14 protein-coding genes and 1 tRNA gene are annotated in these 16332 nt (G+C 69.9%); all 15 read left to right on the forward strand.

The window, feature by feature from the left end; all coding sequences use genetic code 11:
- The first annotated feature begins 69 nt into the window (after positions 1-69).
- The 15 genes from glmU (at position 70) to B2284_RS00160 (ending at position 16205) form a co-directional block, all read left to right on the forward strand.
- Entirely contained in the window at positions 70-1608 is a 1539-nt protein-coding gene (glmU, locus tag B2284_RS00090; RefSeq protein ID WP_062258416.1) for a bifunctional UDP-N-acetylglucosamine diphosphorylase/glucosamine-1-phosphate N-acetyltransferase GlmU, read from the forward strand.
- A gap of 8 nt (positions 1609-1616) precedes the next feature.
- On the forward strand, positions 1617-2588 hold the full coding sequence (locus B2284_RS00095) for a ribose-phosphate diphosphokinase (protein WP_062258414.1): 972 nt from the start codon (positions 1617-1619) through the stop codon (positions 2586-2588).
- A 318-nt stretch (positions 2589-2906) separates the two neighbouring features.
- Positions 2907-3593 (forward strand): 50S ribosomal protein L25/general stress protein Ctc, encoded by a 687-nt coding sequence (locus B2284_RS00100; RefSeq protein ID WP_062258423.1) that lies wholly within the window; start codon positions 2907-2909, stop codon positions 3591-3593.
- A 175-nt stretch (positions 3594-3768) separates the two neighbouring features.
- Positions 3769-4401: an aminoacyl-tRNA hydrolase gene (gene pth, locus B2284_RS00105; RefSeq protein ID WP_074046496.1), complete on the forward strand. Its 633-nt coding sequence runs from the start codon at positions 3769-3771 to the stop codon at positions 4399-4401.
- Positions 4391-5959, forward strand: a complete 1569-nt coding sequence (locus B2284_RS00110) for a hypothetical protein (protein WP_286697052.1) — start codon at positions 4391-4393, stop codon at positions 5957-5959. The genes pth and B2284_RS00110 overlap by 11 nt, the downstream gene beginning before the upstream one ends.
- A 185-nt stretch (positions 5960-6144) precedes the next feature.
- Positions 6145-9774: a transcription-repair coupling factor gene (mfd, locus tag B2284_RS00115; protein ID WP_006946784.1), complete on the forward strand. Its 3630-nt coding sequence runs from the start codon at positions 6145-6147 to the stop codon at positions 9772-9774.
- Positions 9771-10823: a nucleoside triphosphate pyrophosphohydrolase gene (locus B2284_RS00120; protein WP_286697053.1), complete on the forward strand. Its 1053-nt coding sequence runs from the start codon at positions 9771-9773 to the stop codon at positions 10821-10823. The genes mfd and B2284_RS00120 overlap by 4 nt, the downstream gene beginning before the upstream one ends.
- Before the next feature lie 126 nt (positions 10824-10949).
- On the forward strand, positions 10950-12233 hold the full coding sequence (gene eno / locus B2284_RS00125) for a phosphopyruvate hydratase (RefSeq protein ID WP_006946760.1): 1284 nt from the start codon (positions 10950-10952) through the stop codon (positions 12231-12233).
- Between the two features lie 179 nt (positions 12234-12412).
- Positions 12413-12820, forward strand: coding sequence for an FtsB family cell division protein (locus B2284_RS00130; protein WP_286697054.1), 408 nt, complete (start codon positions 12413-12415; stop codon positions 12818-12820).
- 11 nt (positions 12821-12831) lie between these two features.
- Entirely contained in the window at positions 12832-13359 is a 528-nt protein-coding gene (locus B2284_RS00135; RefSeq protein WP_038571459.1) for a DUF501 domain-containing protein, read from the forward strand.
- Positions 13352-14299 (forward strand): Ppx/GppA phosphatase family protein, encoded by a 948-nt coding sequence (locus B2284_RS00140; protein WP_286697055.1) that lies wholly within the window; start codon positions 13352-13354, stop codon positions 14297-14299. Before B2284_RS00135 ends, B2284_RS00140 begins: the two co-directional genes overlap by 8 nt.
- Before the next feature lie 118 nt (positions 14300-14417).
- Positions 14418-14493 (forward strand) — tRNA-Leu (locus B2284_RS00145).
- 25 nt (positions 14494-14518) lie between these two features.
- Positions 14519-15364: a Bax inhibitor-1/YccA family protein gene (locus B2284_RS00150; protein ID WP_259878061.1), complete on the forward strand. Its 846-nt coding sequence runs from the start codon at positions 14519-14521 to the stop codon at positions 15362-15364.
- Between the two features lie 2 nt (positions 15365-15366).
- Complete coding sequence (locus tag B2284_RS00155; RefSeq protein ID WP_286697056.1) at positions 15367-15768, forward strand: hypothetical protein; 402 nt, start codon at positions 15367-15369, stop codon at positions 15766-15768.
- A 125-nt stretch (positions 15769-15893) separates the two neighbouring features.
- A complete protein-coding gene (locus tag B2284_RS00160; protein ID WP_349676080.1) occupies positions 15894-16205 on the forward strand; it encodes a VOC family protein in 312 nt (103 codons plus the stop codon).
- The last annotated feature ends 127 nt before the right edge of the window (positions 16206-16332 follow it).

Genomic DNA, 16332 nt, shown 5'->3' on the forward strand with positions numbered 1-16332 from the left:
TCGCCCGCACCGGGTGGGCCGCCGGGGCGGGCCAGACCACCGATCGTCGATCCGCAGGGAGTCACTCGCGTGAGCGCACCCCGTCCCGCAGCCGTCATCGTCCTCGCCGCAGGCGAGGGCACCCGCATGAAGTCCGACATCCCGAAGGTGTTGCACACGATCGGTGGCCGCAGCCTGCTCGGCCACGCCATCGACGCGGCACGCGGCACGCAGCCGCAGCACCTTGCGGTCGTCGTGCGTCACCAGCGCGACGTCGTCGCCGCGAACATCGAGCAGTTCGAGCCGGGCGCGACGATCGCCGACCAGGACGAGATCAAAGGCACCGGCCGCGCCGCCGAGTGCGCTCTCGCCGCACTGCCGGGCGACCTGAGCGGCACCGTCCTCGTCACCTACGGCGACGTGCCGCTGCTCGCGACGCAGACCCTCGTTGACCTGACGAGCGCGCACGAGGCGGGCGGCAACGCCGTCACCGTGCTGACCGCGGAGGTCGAGAACCCGACCGGCTACGGCCGCATCCTGCGCGACGAATCCGGTTCCGTCGCCGGCATCATCGAGCACAAGGACGCTCTCGCCGCCCGCGAGGCCGGGGACGCGAAGCTCGCGCACGCGCTCGACATCCGTGAGATCAACTCGGGCATCTACGCCTTCGACGCGATCGTGCTGCGTGAGAGCCTCGCGAAGGTGACGACGGACAACGCCCAGGGCGAGAAGTACCTCACCGACGTCCTCGCCCTGGCCCGCGCGGCCGGTGGGCGCGTCGAGGCGCACACGATCACCGACCTGTGGCAGACCGAGGGTGTCAACGACAAGGTGCAGCTCGCCGCGATGGGCCGCGAGCTGAACCGTCGCGTCGTCGCGCAGGCCATGCGTGACGGCGCCATCGTCATCGACCCGGCGACGACGTTCGTCGACGTCGACGTCTCCATCGGCCGCGACACGGTCGTCCAGCCGAACACCCAGCTGCGCGGCGCGACGACGATCGGTGCGCGCTGCGAGATCGGCCCCGACACGACGCTCGTCGACACGGAGGTGGCCGACGACGCGTCCGTCGTGCGCACGCAGGCCAACCTCGCGACGATCGGCGCCGGCGCGAGCGTCGGCCCGTTCAGCTACCTGCGCCCGGGCACCGAACTCGGCGCGAAGGGCAAGATCGGCGGGTTCGTCGAGACGAAGAACGCGCAGATCGGTGACGGCGCCAAGGTGCCGCACCTCACGTACTGCGGCGACGCCGTCATCGGTGAGGGCGCCAACATCGGCGCGGGCACGATCTTCGCCAACTACGACGGTGTCAACAAGCACACGACGCACGTCGGCGCGCACAGTTTCGTCGGATCCGACTCGGTGCTCATCGCGCCTGTCACGATCGCTCCGGGCGCCTACGTCGCCGCCGGCAGCGCCGTCGACGGTGACGTCGAGGCCGGCCAGATGGCCGTCGCACGCGGCCGTCAGCGCAACATCGACGGCTGGGTCGAGCGCCGCCGTGCCGGGACGAAGACGGCGGACGCCGCGCGTGACGTCGCGCACGCCTCGCCTCGGGCCGCCGCCGGTGAAGCGGCGTCCACTAGTGTTGACGAGGAATCCTCCGCAGACGAAGGGATCACGAAGTGAGCCTGTCCATGAAGCGCACCACCGAGAAGAACCTCATGGTCTTCTCCGGGCGGGCCAACACCGAGCTCGCGAAGGCGGTCGCCGAGGGCCTCGGCACGCAGCTCGTGCCGATGCAGGCGTACGACTTCGCGAACTCCGAGACGTACGTGCGTTACGACGAGTCCGTGCGCGGCTGCGACGCGTTCGTCATCCAGAGCCACACCGCTCCCGTGAACCAGTGGATCATGGAGCAGCTCATCATGGTCGACGCGCTCAAGCGCGCCTCCGCGAAGCGCATCACCGTCGTCGCGCCGTTCTACGGCTACGCCCGTCAGGACAAGAAGTCGCGCGGTCGCGAGCCGATCTCGGCGCGCCTGGTCGCGGACATGTTCAAGACGGCCGGCGCGAACCGCCTCATGGCCGTCGACCTGCACACCGACCAGATCCAGGGCTTCTTCGACGGCCCCGTCGACCACCTGCAGGCGCTGCCCGTCATCACCGACTACGTCGCCAAGAAGTACGGCGACGAGAACCTTGCCGTCGTCTCGCCGGACGCGGGCCGCATCAAGGTCGCCGAGGCGTGGAGCAAACGCCTCAACGGCGCGCCGCTGGCGTTCATCCACAAGACGCGTGACGTCACGCGCCCCAACCAGTCGGTCGCGAACCGCGTCGTCGGCTCCGTCGAGGGCCGCACGTGCCTGCTCGTCGACGACATGATCGACTCCGGCGGCACGATCTGCCACGCCGCCGACGCGTTGATGAACGCGGGCGCGGAGTCCGTCGTCATCGCCTCGACGCATGCGATCTTCTCCGACCCGGCGCTCGAGCGGCTCGCGAACTCGGTGGCGCGTGAGGTCATCGTCACCGACACGCTGCCGATCACGGACGAGAAGAAGTTCGACAAGCTGACGGTGCTGTCGATCGCACCGCTGCTGTCGCAGGCGATCCGCGAGGTCTTCGAGGACGGCTCCGTGACGAGCATGTTCGACGAGATGGAGTGATCTCACCCTGACGAACGCGGCGCCGCGCATCCCACCCGGGGTGCGCGGCGCTACGCGTTCACGCCGTTTCGTGTTAGCGCGCCGCCCCGCTAGACTGTTCCGGTTGCCTCGGCGAGGGACGAGACGGGCGCGCGCAGCGAGCCCCGAGGGTCCGTGATCGACGCGGTGGCGCTCGTCTGCGAGATCCCGCGGCCCCAGGCCGCCCGCGCCGACCTGCGTCGACGCGCCCGCATCGTGTCCGCGCGTCGCGTCCCGACGAGGCCACCGACCATTCCGGCGGCACGCGTCGTCGGTCCTGACGCACCGAAGGGCACCACCATGGCTGCTGACCAGATCGTTCTCGAAGCTCAGCTTCGCACCGAGTTCGGCAAGGGCGCCGCGCGCCGCATCCGCCGCAACGACATGATCCCCGCCGTCCTCTACGGGCACGGCGAGACGCCGGTTCACCTCGAACTGCCCGGCCACGACACGATGATGGCCGTCAAGAACCCGAACGCGCTGCTCACGATCCGTTTCGACGGCAAGGAGGAGCTCGCGCTCGCCCGCGACGTCCAGCGCGAGGTCATCCGTCGCTTCATCGAGCACGTCGACCTCGTCATCGTCAAGAAGGGCGAGAAGGTCGAGGTCGACGTTCCGGTCCACGCCGAGGGTGAGGCCGCTGCCGAGACCGTCGTCACGACCGAGAACGGCATGCTGACGGTCCTCACGCCCGCCACGGACATCCCCGAGGTGTTCACCGTCTCCGTCGAGGGCGCCGAGGCCGGCACGCAGATCCTCGCCAAGGACATCACGCTGCCGTCCGGTGTCGAGCTCGTCTCCGACGAGGAGATGCTCGTCATCAACGTCACCGAGCAGATCTCCGCCGAGGCCCTCGATGCCGAGCTCGCCGAGGCCGAGGCCGAGGCCGGCATCGAGCACGAGGAGTCCGACCAGGAGACCGAGGGCGACGACGCTGCCGAGGCTCCCGCCGAGGGCGACGCCGCGGGCTCCGAAGACTCCGAGTGATCCGCCGCCCGCCTCCACGCGGGCATCGGATCTCCACGACGACGGGCCATCGCTCACCGATCCTGGTGAGCGGCAGCCCGTCGTTCGCGTTCCGTCGCGGCGCGGTCGTCGGCTCGATCGCTGGCCCGATCGCGGATGAGGGCCCGCGTTTCGTCGACGTGCCCAGCGTGCGCCCATGCGCGATCCGGCATACTTGGGCCTCGTGGATGAGGCGCGCACGCAACCCTGGCTGGTGGTCGGGCTCGGCAACCCCGGGCCCCGGTACGCCGGCAACCGGCACAACGTGGGCGCGATGGTCGTCGACCGCATGGCCACTGACTCCGGCGTCGCCCTGCGCGCGCACAAGGCGCGCGCCGCCGCAGCAGAGATTCGGTTGGGGACGCTGCCGGGCGGGCTGCCCGGCCCGAAGGTCGTCCTCGCCGTGCCGAGCACGTACATGAACGAATCGGGCGGGCCCGTCAGCGCGCTCATGAAGTTCTTCAAGATCCCCGCCGAGCGCCTCGTCGTCATCCACGACGAACTCGACATCGACTTCGGCGCGGTGCGCCTGAAGTTCGGTGGCGGCGAGGGCGGCCACAACGGGCTGCGCTCGATCAGCAAGAGCATCGGCACGAAGGACTACCTGCGCGTCCGCCTCGGCATCGGGCGCCCGCCCGGACGCATGGAGGTGAGCGACTTCGTACTCAAGGACTTCTCCGCGACCGAGCGACGCGAACTCGACTTCCTCATCCCCTCGGGCGCGGAGGCGGTCGAACTGCTCGTCCACCGCGGTCTCGACGACGCACAGAACCTCGTGCATGCCCGCTGAGGGCGTGAGCCGTCGGCTCGCGCTGCACACCTGGCTCGCGACCGCGGTGGTCGCGCTCGCCGGCGTGCTCTTCGTCGTCGTCGCGCCCGGTGTGGGCGACATGTGGGCGGCGCTCGCGCGCGCTCAGGCGGCGCGGGACGGCGTGGGCCTCGGCTACTGGTTCAGCTGGTACAGCGGAGCCCACCCGCCGGGCGGATACTCCGTCCTCGTGCCCTGGCTGTCGGCCGCCCTCGGTGCCCACGCCGTCGTCGCGCTCGCGGCCACGGCCATCCCATGGGCTGTGGCACTCACCGTCACGCAGGTGCGGCGCCCGATCGTGGCCGTGTGGGTCGCGACGCTGAGCGCCGTGATGACGCTCGGCGCCGGTCGCACGACGTTCCTCGTCGGTGCCGTCATTGCCCTCGGGGCGCTTGATGCCGCCATCCGCGACCGTCGCTGGACGGCGTCGCTGCTCGTCATCCTCAGCGGCCTCGCCTCACCCGTGGCGGTGGCGTTCGTGCTCGTCGGATTCGGGGCGGGGCTGCTCGTCCGTCGGATCTCGCTCGTTCCCATCCTGGTCGGCATCGCCTTCATGGGCGTCTCGTCGCTCGTGTGGGGTAGCAGTGGGCCAGAGGGGTATGGCTGGGGCAGAGCGCTCACCTCGCTCGTCCTTCTCGGCTTGTTTCTGCTCGCCAAGCCTGCGAAACCGGTCGTCCTCGCCATCGCCATCACCGCCGTCGCGGTGCTCGTGTTCTCCGCCGTCCCCAACGCGCTCGGCTCCAACCTCGCGCGCCTCGTCTTCGCGGTGCTGCCCGTCGCCGTCGCCGCGACGGCCCGCCGCAGCAACCGGATGACCGCGTGCGCCGTGCTGCCGGCCCTGGTCTGGTCGGGGTACTTCACCGCCCACGATCTCGCGGACGCCCGCGCATCGGCGTCGTCGGTGACGGTTTACCGGCCCCTGTCGGACGCGCTCCAGGCGTTGCCCGGCATCGAGAACAGCCGCATCGAGGTCGTCGCCGACGGCACGCACACCTCGGCGTTCGTCATGGCAGAGGATTTCTGGTTGGCGCGCGGGTACGAGACGCAGGCCGACCGCAGCCTCTCCGACGCGTTCGTCGACCGCGAGGCGCACATCTCCGACGCGGAACTCACCGGGTGGCTGCAGGATTCGGCGGTGCGCTACGTCGCTCTCAACCGCCATCCGGTGAAGAAGACGGGGCAGTGGCGCACCGTCGCCGCGACGCCCCCGGGCTGGCACGAGGTGTGGTCGAACGACCAGTGGCGCGTGTTAGAGGTGCCGGACGCCAAGCCGCTCCTCACCGACGGCGCCACGATCACGGACAAGACCTCCTCCCACCTCATCCTGCGGGTCGCACCCTCACGCGACGTCATCGTGCGAACGCGCTGGTCGTCGTTCCTGCATGCCCGGGTCATCGAGGAGCGCGGCCCCAGCGACCAGCGAGCCGGGCGGGATGACGCGCCGCGCGTCGTCCTCGAACCGACGCCCGACGGGTGGACGCGCGTGCGTCTCGACGGCTCGTCGGCGGCGCGTGACGTGGAATTGTTCGGACGGCCGTGACTGCCCCCGGCGTATCCCTCCATCGTTCGTGCCCCGCGGGGTGATGAGGGGGTGAATGCCTGGAATTCCGGGGTTGTCGCCGCTCCGTTCTAGACTTCACGCGTCGCCCGCCGACGAAGCCGTCGCCCCTTCCGGGCGCGCGCGGCGTTTGCGTGCGGCGTCACCGATTCGACGAAGGAGCCCGCATGCCCGAGGCCGCCCACCTGCCGCTCGCGCCCCTGCTGACGCGCGTGTGCGCCGACGAATCCGTCAAGCGGCTGCTCGCGCTGGCCGCGGACGAGTCGCTCGTCGACATCGCGGCCGCGGCCGGTCTGCGCGCTCCTCTCGTGGCGGCTCTGCTGCAGACTGGCGGCGACGTGGCGGGGCCGATGCTCGTCGTCACCGCGACGGGGCGCGAGGCCGACGACATGGCGACGGCCCTGCGCAACTTCGTCGACTACGACGACGTCGCCGAGTTTCCGTCGTGGGAGACGCTGCCGCACGAGCGCATGTCGCCGCGTTCCGACACGGTCGGGCGGCGTCTCGCCGTGCTGCGCCGCCTCAGGCACCCGGAAGCGGGCGGGACGTACGGGCCCGTCCGCGTCGTCGTCGCGTCGGTGCGCGCCCTCATGCAGCCCATGGCGAAGGGCCTCGGCGACCTCGAACCCGTGAGCCTCGCCGCCGGTGACGAGCGCCCGCTCGAGGACATCGTGGAAGCCCTCGTCGCCGCGGCCTACACGCGCGTCGACATGGTCGAGCGCCGCGGCGAGTTCGCCGTGCGCGGTGGCATCCTCGACGTGTTCCCGCCCACCGAGGATCACCCGGTGCGCCTGGAGTTCTGGGGCGACACCGTCGAGGAGATCCGCTGGTTCAAGGTGGCCGACCAGCGTTCGCTCGAGGTCAACCCGCACGGGCTGTGGGCCCCGCCGTGCCGCGAACTGCTGCTCACCCCCGAGGTCCGTGAGCGCGCGGCTGAGCTCGCGCCGAGCCTGCTGGGCGTCGCCGACATGTTGACGAAGGTCAGCGAGGGCATCGCCGTCGAGGGCATGGAGTCGCTCATGCCGGCGCTGCTGCCGGCCGGCATGGAGACGCTCATCGACGTGCTGCCGGATGCTGCGCGCGTCGTTCTCGTCGACCCCGAGCGCGTCCGCACCCGCGCGCACGACCTCGTCTCGACGTCGCAGGAGTTCCTCGAGGCGAGCTGGACCAATGCGGCCGCCGGCAACGCCGTCCCCGTCGACCTACGAGGCGTGCTCGACGGCGCGTCGTACCGCAGCCTTCTCGAACTGCGTGAGCATGCGCTCGCGACCGCTCACCCCTGGTGGTCGTTCAGCTCGTTCGCGGCCGACGACGAGTTGCACGAGTTCCTCGAGGACGACCTGCCGGGTACCCGCGTCACGATCGACTCGCAGGACGTGCCGAACTACCGCGGCGACACCGAGCGCGCGTCCGCCGAGGTCGCGGCTCACGTCGCGGCCGGGCGCAGCGTCGCCGTCGTGACGGACGGCCCGGGCTTCGCCAAGCGCGTCACCCAGGTGTTCGCCGAGCACGACCTCGCCGCGCGCCCGATGACGCAGGTCGCCCCCGGTGTCGAGGTCGCGACGGGTTCGCTCGGCCGCGGCTTCGAGATGCCCGCTGCGGGGCTCGTCGTCCTCACCGAGGCCGACCTCACCGGCTCGGCGGGAACGGCGAGCACGAAGGACATGCGACGCATGCCGTCGCGCCGCCGCAACGTCGTCGACCCGCTGCAGCTCAAGCCGGGCGATCACGTCGTCCACGAACAGCACGGTGTCGGCCGGTTCGTCGAGATGATGCAGCGTACCGTCGGCGGCGCGACGCGCGAATATCTCGTCCTCGAGTACGCGGCGAGCAAGCGAGGTCAGCCCGGCGACCGGCTGTTCGTGCCCACCGACCAGCTCGACCAGGTGACGCGCTACGTCGGCGGCGAGATGCCGACGCTGTCGAAGATGGGCGGCTCGGACTGGGCGGCGACCAAGTCGAAAGCCCGCCGTCACGTCAAGCAGATCGCCGGCGAGCTCATCCGCCTGTACTCGGCTCGACAGGCGACGCCGGGTCACGCGTTCGCGCCCGACACGCCGTGGCAGCGCGAGCTGGAGGACGCCTTCGCGTACGTCGAGACGCCCGATCAGCTCTCGAGCATCGAAGAGGTCAAGGCCGACATGGAGAAGACGGTGCCCATGGACCGTCTCGTCTGCGGTGACGTGGGCTACGGCAAGACCGAGATCGCGGTGCGCGCGGCGTTCAAGGCGGTGCAGGATTCCAAGCAGGTCGCGGTCCTCGTGCCGACGACGCTGCTCGTCAAGCAGCACTATCAGACGTTCGCGGAGCGTTACGCGGGCTTCCCCGTCAAGCTCGCGTCGCTGTCGCGTTTTCAGAGCGACAAGGAGGCGCGCGAGGTCCTCGCGGGGCTCAAGGACGGCTCGATCGACCTCGTCATCGGAACGCACCGGTTGCTGAGCAAGGAGATCGAGTTCAAGGATCTCGGGCTCGTCATCGTCGACGAGGAGCAGCGCTTCGGCGTCGAGCACAAGGAGCAGCTCAAGCAGATGCGCACGGCCGTCGACGTGCTTGCGATGTCGGCGACGCCGATCCCGCGCACGCTCGAGATGGCTGTCACCGGTATCCGCGAGATGTCGACGCTCGCGACGCCGCCGGAGGAGCGTCACCCCGTCCTGACGTTCGTCGGGGCGTACGACGAGAAGCAGCTGACGGCGGCCATCCGACGCGAGCTGATGCGCGAAGGTCAGGTGTTCTACGTCCACAACAAGGTCGGCAGCATCGAGAAGCAGGCTGCGCGAATCCGCGAACTCGTGCCCGAGGCGCGGGTCGCGACGGCGCACGGCAAGATGGGGGAGGCACGCCTGGAGGAGGTGGTCGTCGACTTCTGGGAGCGCAAGTTCGACGTGCTCGTCTCGACGACGATCGTCGAGACGGGTCTCGACATCGCCAACGCCAACACCCTCATCGTCGAGCGCGCCGACCAGCTCGGCCTAAGCCAGCTGCACCAGCTGCGCGGTCGCGTGGGGCGCGGTCGCGAGCGCGCGTACGCCTACTTCATGTTCCCGGCCGAGAAGCCGCTGACCGAGACGGCGCACGACCGGTTGCAGACGATCGCGAGCAACACCGACCTCGGCGCGGGCATGCAGATCGCGATGAAGGATCTGGAGATCCGCGGTGCCGGCAACCTGCTCGGCGGCGAGCAGTCTGGTCACATCGCGGGGGTTGGGTTCGACCTGTACGTCCGCATGGTCGGTGAGGCCGTCGCCGACTACCGCGGCGACGACACCTCGTCGATGCCGGTCGAGATCAAGATCGAGCTGCCCGTCGACGCCCACCTGCCGCACGAGTACGTGCCGGGGGAGCGGCTGCGCCTCGAGGCGTACAAGAAGCTCGCGAGTGTGGAGAACGAAGCGGCCCTCGACGAGATCATCGCCGAGCTGAAGGACCGCTACGGCGAGCCGCCCGCACCTGTGCTCAACCTGTTCGACGTGGCCCGGCTGCGCACCATCGCGCGGCAAGCGGGCATCAGCGACATCGGGGTGCAGGGCAAGTACGTCCGTTTCGGCCCGGTCACCGAGTTGCGCGAGTCGCAGCAGATGCGCCTCGAGCGCCTCTTCCCGGGCACGCTCGTCAAGACCAACCAGGAGCGGTTGCTCGTGCCCATGCCGATGACGAAGCCCGTCGCCGGCAAGCCGCTTCGCGACCAGGCGATCCTGCAGTGGGCAGCGCAGCTCGTCCAGGCCGTGCTGCTCGACGACATCGCCGCCGCCGCGGCGGCGCAGGAGATGGCGCGCGCGGGCGGAGCGCGACGATGAGCGGCAGCATCGCCCTGCTCGTCGTCAGCCCGCGGGTGCCCGCCGGGCTGATGACGCGCGACGCCTGGCGGCGGCTCGAAAGCGCTGACGCCGTCCTGGGCCGCGCGGGTGACGAACCGCTCGTCGAGGTCGCGCGCGACGAGGGCTTCGACGTCGAGATCCGTGACGAGCCCCCGGCCGCCACGGCACATGCCCTCGTCGCGGCGGGGGTCGCCGGGCGTCACGTCGTCTGGCTCGGTTCGGCGGACGCCGATCCCGGTCTCACCGACGCGCTCGCCGGCGAGCTGACGCGTCTCGACGACCCGCCGCGCGTCGAGGTCGTCGTCGGGTCGTGGGACGCCCCCGGTTCGCGCCTGCTCGACGCCGTCGCCGTCATGGACACGTTGCGCTCGCCCGGCGGCTGCCCGTGGGATGCCCAGCAGACGCACGCGAGCCTCGCACCGTACCTCGTCGAGGAGGCGTTCGAGGTCACCGAGGCCATCGCCGAGGCGAGCGGCGAGCACCTGCGGGAGGAGCTCGGCGACGTGCTGCTCCAGGTGCTCTTCCACGCCCGCGTGGCCGCGGAGCGCGAGGAGGACGGCTTCGACGTCGACGACGTCGCGGCGACGCTCGTCGAGAAGCTGGTCAGGCGTCACCCGCACGTCTTCGCCGACGGTGCCGCCTCGAACCCCGAGGAGGTCGAGGCCGAATGGGCGAGGATCAAGGCGGCCGAGAAGCCGGAGCGTGACGCGAACGATCCGCTGGCAGGCATTTCGGCCGGGCTGCCGCCGCTCGAGCGGGCCGTCAAGGTCGTCGGGCGGTTGACGAAGGCGGGGCAGGCCGAACGCGTCGAGGCCCTCGCCGCCGAGGATTCCATCGGGGCGGCGCTGCTCGACCTCGTCGTGCAGGCCCGTGGCCTCGGAGTCGACCCGAGCGTCGCGCTCTCCGCCACGCTGTCGCGCCTGCACGCCGCGCCCCTCGGTGATCACCTCGGGGGCATCGACCACGCTGAGCACGCCGAGCCCCACCCCGCCCCGCCGGACGCCGACCTGCCGCGAGGCGGCGGGTGACGCGCGTCCCGTTCTCGACAGACCCCACGTTCCTACCCGGCAGTACCCCAGCGGTTCGTTAGGCTCGACACTGACGCGGGTGATCAGACCCGCTGCCCGAATCAACCACGTGTATCGGAGAGTTCTGTGGCAACCATTGAAGGCATCGGCGCTCGCGAGATCCTTGACTCGCGCGGCAACCCCACGGTCGAGGCCGTCGTGCTCCTCGACGACGGCACCAACGAGAGCGCGGCTGTCCCGTCGGGTGCCTCGACGGGCGCCTTCGAGGCGGTCGAGCGTCGTGACGGCGACAAGAAGCGCTACGGCGGCAAGGGTGTCGAGGACGCCGTCGACGCCGTCATCGAGCAGATCGCGCCGCACCTCGTCGGTTTCGACGCGGATGAGCAGCGCCTCATCGACGCCGAGATGATCGAGCTCGACGGCACGGACAACAAGGGCAAGCTCGGCGCGAACGCCATCCTCGGCGTCTCGCTGGCCGTGGCCAAGGCGGCCGCGAAGTCTGCGGGTCTGCCGTTGTACCGCTACGTTGGTGGCCCCAACGCGCACGTGCTGCCCGTGCCGATGATGAACATCCTCAACGGTGGTTCGCACGCGGACACGAACGTCGACATCCAGGAGTTCATGATCGCGCCGATCGGTGCGGAGAGCTTCAAGGAGGCCCTGCGCATGGGCACGGAGGTCTACCACGCGCTCAAGGCCGTCCTCAAGGACAAGGGTCTCGCGACGGGCCTCGGCGACGAGGGTGGCTTCGCCCCGAACCTCGAGTCGAACCGTGCGGCGCTCGACCTCATCCTCGAAGCCGTCGAGAAGGCCGGGTACAAGCCGGGCGAGCAGATCGCGCTGGCGCTCGACGTCGCGGCGTCCGAGTTCTACGACGGCGGCACGTACACGTTCGAGGGCCAGAAGCGCGACGCGGAGTGGATGACGAACTACTACGCCGAACTCGTCGAGGCGTACCCGCTCGTCTCCATCGAGGACCCGCTCAACGAGGACGACTGGGACGGCTGGGCGCACATCACCGACAAGCTCGGTGACGCCGTGCAGCTCGTCGGTGACGACCTGTTCGTCACCAACCCCGAGCGTCTGCAGAAGGGCATCGACAACGCGGCCGGCAACGCGCTGCTCGTCAAGGTCAACCAGATCGGTTCGCTGACGGAGACGCTCGACGCCGTCACCCTCGCCCAGACGAACGGTTACCGCTGCATGATGTCGCACCGTTCCGGTGAGACGGAGGACACGACGATCGCCGACCTCGCCGTGGCGACGAACTGCGGCCAGATCAAGACGGGTGCCCCGGCGCGCTCGGAGCGCGTGGCGAAGTACAACCAGCTGCTGCGCATCGAGGAGGACCTCGACGACGCGGCGGTCTACGCCGGTCGCAAGGCCTTCCCGCGCTTCTCGAACAACTGAGCGGCGTCTTGGCGAATCGCAGTTTCCGCACCTCCCGCTCCGGTGATGACACCGGGGCGGGAGGTTCGCGCGCCCGCACCGGCTCGCGTCCCGCCGGCCGTGATCGTTCCCGCCCACGCGGCTCGAGTCCGCGTGGCTCGACACGTCCGACGCTGCGACAGCAGCTCGACGAGGCGCCGGTGGCGCGTCGTCGAGCCGACCCGGGCACGGTTCGCCGTTTCATCACGATGAGCGCTCTGCTCGCCGTCATGCTCGTCGTCCTCACGCCCACGCTGCGCAGCTATCTGCAGCAGCGCAGCGAGATCGCGGAGTTGAAGCGGGAGAAGGTCGCCGGTCAGCAGCGCGTCGACGCGCTGACCGCCGAGCGCAAACGCTGGGACGACCCGGCGTACGTGAAGCAGCAGGCGCAGGAGCGGCTCGGGTACGCGATGCCGGGCAAGTCGATCACGGTGTACGTGGACGATGCCGGCGCGACGCACGCGACGACGCCGCGCAACGGCGTGACAGATGCCACGGGTCTGTCATCGCACCCGTGGTACGGGCAGATCTGGGGTTCGATCTCGACCCCGGCGGAGGGCGAGAAGTGAGCACGACGGACATGAACGAACACTCGGGCGTCAGCCCGCAGGACGTTGCGGCGATCGAGAAGCAGCTCGGACGGGTGCCGCGCGGTGCGGTCGAGGTGTCGGCGCGTTGTGCGTGCGGGTGTCCGACGGTGGTGCGCACGCTGCCGCGCCTGCCGGACGGCACTCCGTTCCCGACGTCGTTCTACGCGACGTGCCCCCGCCTGACGGGTGCCATCTCGACGCTCGAGTCGCAGGGTGTCATGAAGGAGATGAGCGAGCGTCTCGAAGCCGACGCCGACCTTGCGGCCGCCTACCGCGCCGCCCACGAGGATTATCTGAGGCGCCGCGGCGAGCTCGGCGACGTGCCGGAGATCGACGGCATCTCCGCCGGCGGCATGCCGACGCGCGTCAAGTGCCTGCACGTGCTGGTCGCGCACTCGCTGTCGGTGGGCCCCGGCATCAACCCGCTCGGTGACGAAGCGCTGGCGTTGCTCGGCGATGCGTGGTGGAAGAACGGCTGTTGCGGTGCGGGAGACCAAGGAGACGATGACCATGAGTGAGCGTCGGGTCGCGGCGATCGACTGCGGGACCAACTCGATCAGGTTGCTCGTGGCGGCCGACGGCGGGTCGGGGCTCACCTACCTGGCGCGGCGCAGCGAGATCGTGCGCCTCGGCCAGGGCATCGACGTCTCGGGCCGCATCGCCGACGCCGCGATGCAGCGCACCCTGCTCGTCACGCGCGAGTACGCCCAGCTGTGTCGGGAGTACGACGTCGACACCGTCCGCTTCGTCGCGACGTCGGCCTCCCGCGACGCCGCCAACGCGGATGAATTCACCGACGGCGTGCGACGCGCGTTCGCCGCGTTCGGGGACGACGTCGTCCCCGAGGTCGTTTCCGGGCTGGAGGAGGCGGCGCTCAGTTTTGCCGGCGCGACGGCAGGCCTCGGTGCCGAGGCGCGCGCGCCGTATCTCGTCGTCGATCTCGGCGGCGGGTCGACGGAGCTGGTGCGCGGCTCGCAGGATGTCGAGCAGTCGATCTCCCTCGACATCGGCTCCGTGCGCCTGAGTGAGCGTCACCTGCGCAGCGATCCGCCGACGCAGGCCGAGATCGACGCTGCCCTCGTCGATATCGATGCCGCCCTCGACCAGGCGGAGGCCGCCGTCGACCTGTCACAGGTCGCGACGCTCGTCGGCCTCGCCGGTTCGATCACGACGGTGACGGCGCACGCGCTGGGGCTGTCTGCGTACGACTCGTCGCGCATCCACGGTGCGTGCCTCACGAGCGAGCAGGTGATCGGCTCGTGCGACGCCGTCCTGGGTGCGACGTGCGCCGAGCGCGGCGCGATGGGCTTCATGCATCCGGGTCGTGTCGACGTCATCGGCGCGGGCGCGCTGATCTGGCGCACGATCGTCGAACGCGTGCGCGAGCGCGCGGGCGTCACCACGTGCGTGACGAGCGAGTCGGACATTCTCGACGGCATCGCGATGAGCATGCTTTGAGGCAGAGCGCATGGCACGAAGGCGCCCCGGGGAACACCGTGTTCTGCCGGGGCGTTGTCATGGTGAACGAGGTCATGTCGTCCGCAAGGGCGTCATGACCCTGTCGTTAGGATGAGGTGCCCTCGTAGCCCAACGGCAGAGGCAGGCGACTTAAAATCGCTTCAGTGCGGGTTCGAGTCCCGTCGAGGGCACCACGTCACGTCCTTGAGGAGGGGCCCCATGGCCGGTAATCCGGTGTTCAGCAAGTTCGAGCGTGACATGCGTTCAGGTCAGGCCGCAGGCTTTCAGGCGGGTGGGCAGCAGCAGGGGTACGGCTTCCCGCAGCAGCCGGCGTCCGGGCCCATGTACAACCCGACGTTCGGTGCGCCACAGGTGCAGCCGGAGCGGATGACGCTCGACGACGTCGTGACGAAGTCACTCAACCTCTTCGGGCTGCTGCTCGTCGTGGCGGCGGGCACGTTCGTCTTCGCAGATCGGGCGATCGACTCGCAGACGAGTTCGACGGCCCTCGGCCTGTGGGCCGGCGGTGGCATCGTCGCTTTCGTGCTGTCGCTCGTCATCGCGTTCCGCAAGACGATCTCGGTTCCGCTGATCCTCGCCTACACGGTTTTCGAGGGGTTGTTCCTCGGTGCCGCCAGCGCGTTCTTCGACTCGGCCTACCCCGGGGTGGTCGGGCAGGCGATCCTCGCGACGCTGTGTGTCTTCGGCGGGATGTTGCTGGGGTACAAGACCGGCGTCATCCGCGTGACGGCGCGCTCCCGTCGCATCTTCGCGGGCATGCTCATCGGGTACCTGCTGTTCGCGCTCGTCAATTTCGTTCTCGTCCTGACGGGGCTGCAGAGCGGCTTCGGCATCGGCGGCAGTGGCGCCCTCGGCATCGGCATCTCGCTGTTCGCGGTGGCACTCGCCTCGTACTCGCTCGCAATTGACTTCGACTCGATCCAACAGGGCGTCAACGCGGGCGTTCCGCGCCAGACGTCGTGGCTCATGGCGTACGGCCTGATGGTGAGCGTGGTGTGGCTCTACGTCGAGATGCTGCGTCTCATCGCCCGCTTCCGCGACTGACGATGACGGCGATTCTTCCTGGCGCCGGCGACCCGCTCGAGGATGAACTCGGGCGGGTCGTCCGCACGTTGCGGGCGCTGCCCCCGGGCGCGCCGGCCGACGATGCAGCCTGCGCGCTCGCACAGTTCGTCCGCATGGTCGCGGGGGAGGACGAGGAGTCGGAACGGTTGGCGGCGCGCACGGCGCAGTTCGACGGCGCGTGGGCTGCCGCGGTCATCGCGACGCTCGTCCACGACGTGGTGAACCCCGCGACAATGGCTGACGGCTCGTCCGGCGCATCCGACGGGCAGCGCCTGGCACTGGCAGATGAGCTCCGTCGGCTGAGACGCGAACTCGACGGCCGTGGGTGCTGCCCCGGGGGCCATCGCAGGGCGTCGCACGGGCGTGGCGCCCCGCCGCGTTGATCTCAGGAGCTCCGAATGACCTCGCGCATGAACCCCTACATCCAGTTCCGCGACACCGCGAAGGACGCACTCGAGTTCTACGCCCGGGTCTTCGGCGCGAACTGACGATCTCGACGTTCGGTGACATGGGAGTGGAGGGCGCCGGGGCGGACAAGGTCTTGCACGGCATGCTGAAGACGCCGTCCGGTTTCACGCTCATGGCCTCGGACACGCCGGAGCAGATGGAGCACACGCCCGGTGGCAGCATCACGATCTCGCCCTCCGGCGACGACGCCGACGACCTGCGCGGATGGTTCGCAGCGCTCTCTGAAGGCGCCGACGTTACGCTGCCGCTCGCCGTTCAGAGGTGGGGGGACGAGTTCGGAATGCTGACCGACAGCTTCGGCACGAACTGGATGGTCAACATCGCGACGTCGCAGGCCCGTCCGCAGGCCTGAACCCGGGCTGGGCATGGCCGGCACACCCTACGAGATCGATCGCGGCGTTCATCCACCCCGCGGTACAGCCTGCACACGCGCATTCCATGGGCACGTGCGCATGACGACCACCCGCATGCGATGCCTC

The sequence above is a fragment of the Dermacoccus sp. UBA1591 genome (genome assembly GCF_002322065.1).
Classification (GTDB): Bacteria; Actinomycetota; Actinomycetes; order Actinomycetales; family Dermatophilaceae; genus Dermacoccus; species Dermacoccus nishinomiyaensis.

Coding starts and splice junctions, on each gene's coding strand:
- B2284_RS00160 (WP_349676080.1), top strand. CDS start 15,894: ATGGGAGTGGAGGGCGCCGGGGCGGACAAGGTCTTGCACGGCATGCTG.
- pth (WP_074046496.1), top strand. CDS start 3,769: ATGCGCGATCCGGCATACTTGGGCCTCGTGGATGAGGCGCGCACGCAA.
- mfd (WP_006946784.1), top strand. CDS start 6,145: ATGCCCGAGGCCGCCCACCTGCCGCTCGCGCCCCTGCTGACGCGCGTG.
- B2284_RS00110 (WP_286697052.1), top strand. CDS start 4,391: ATGCCCGCTGAGGGCGTGAGCCGTCGGCTCGCGCTGCACACCTGGCTC.
- B2284_RS00150 (WP_259878061.1), top strand. CDS start 14,519: ATGGCCGGTAATCCGGTGTTCAGCAAGTTCGAGCGTGACATGCGTTCA.
- B2284_RS00100 (WP_062258423.1), top strand. CDS start 2,907: ATGGCTGCTGACCAGATCGTTCTCGAAGCTCAGCTTCGCACCGAGTTC.
- B2284_RS00140 (WP_286697055.1), top strand. CDS start 13,352: ATGAGTGAGCGTCGGGTCGCGGCGATCGACTGCGGGACCAACTCGATC.
- B2284_RS00155 (WP_286697056.1), top strand. CDS start 15,367: ATGACGGCGATTCTTCCTGGCGCCGGCGACCCGCTCGAGGATGAACTC.
- B2284_RS00095 (WP_062258414.1), top strand. CDS start 1,617: ATGAAGCGCACCACCGAGAAGAACCTCATGGTCTTCTCCGGGCGGGCC.
- B2284_RS00135 (WP_038571459.1), top strand. CDS start 12,832: ATGAACGAACACTCGGGCGTCAGCCCGCAGGACGTTGCGGCGATCGAG.
- B2284_RS00120 (WP_286697053.1), top strand. CDS start 9,771: ATGAGCGGCAGCATCGCCCTGCTCGTCGTCAGCCCGCGGGTGCCCGCC.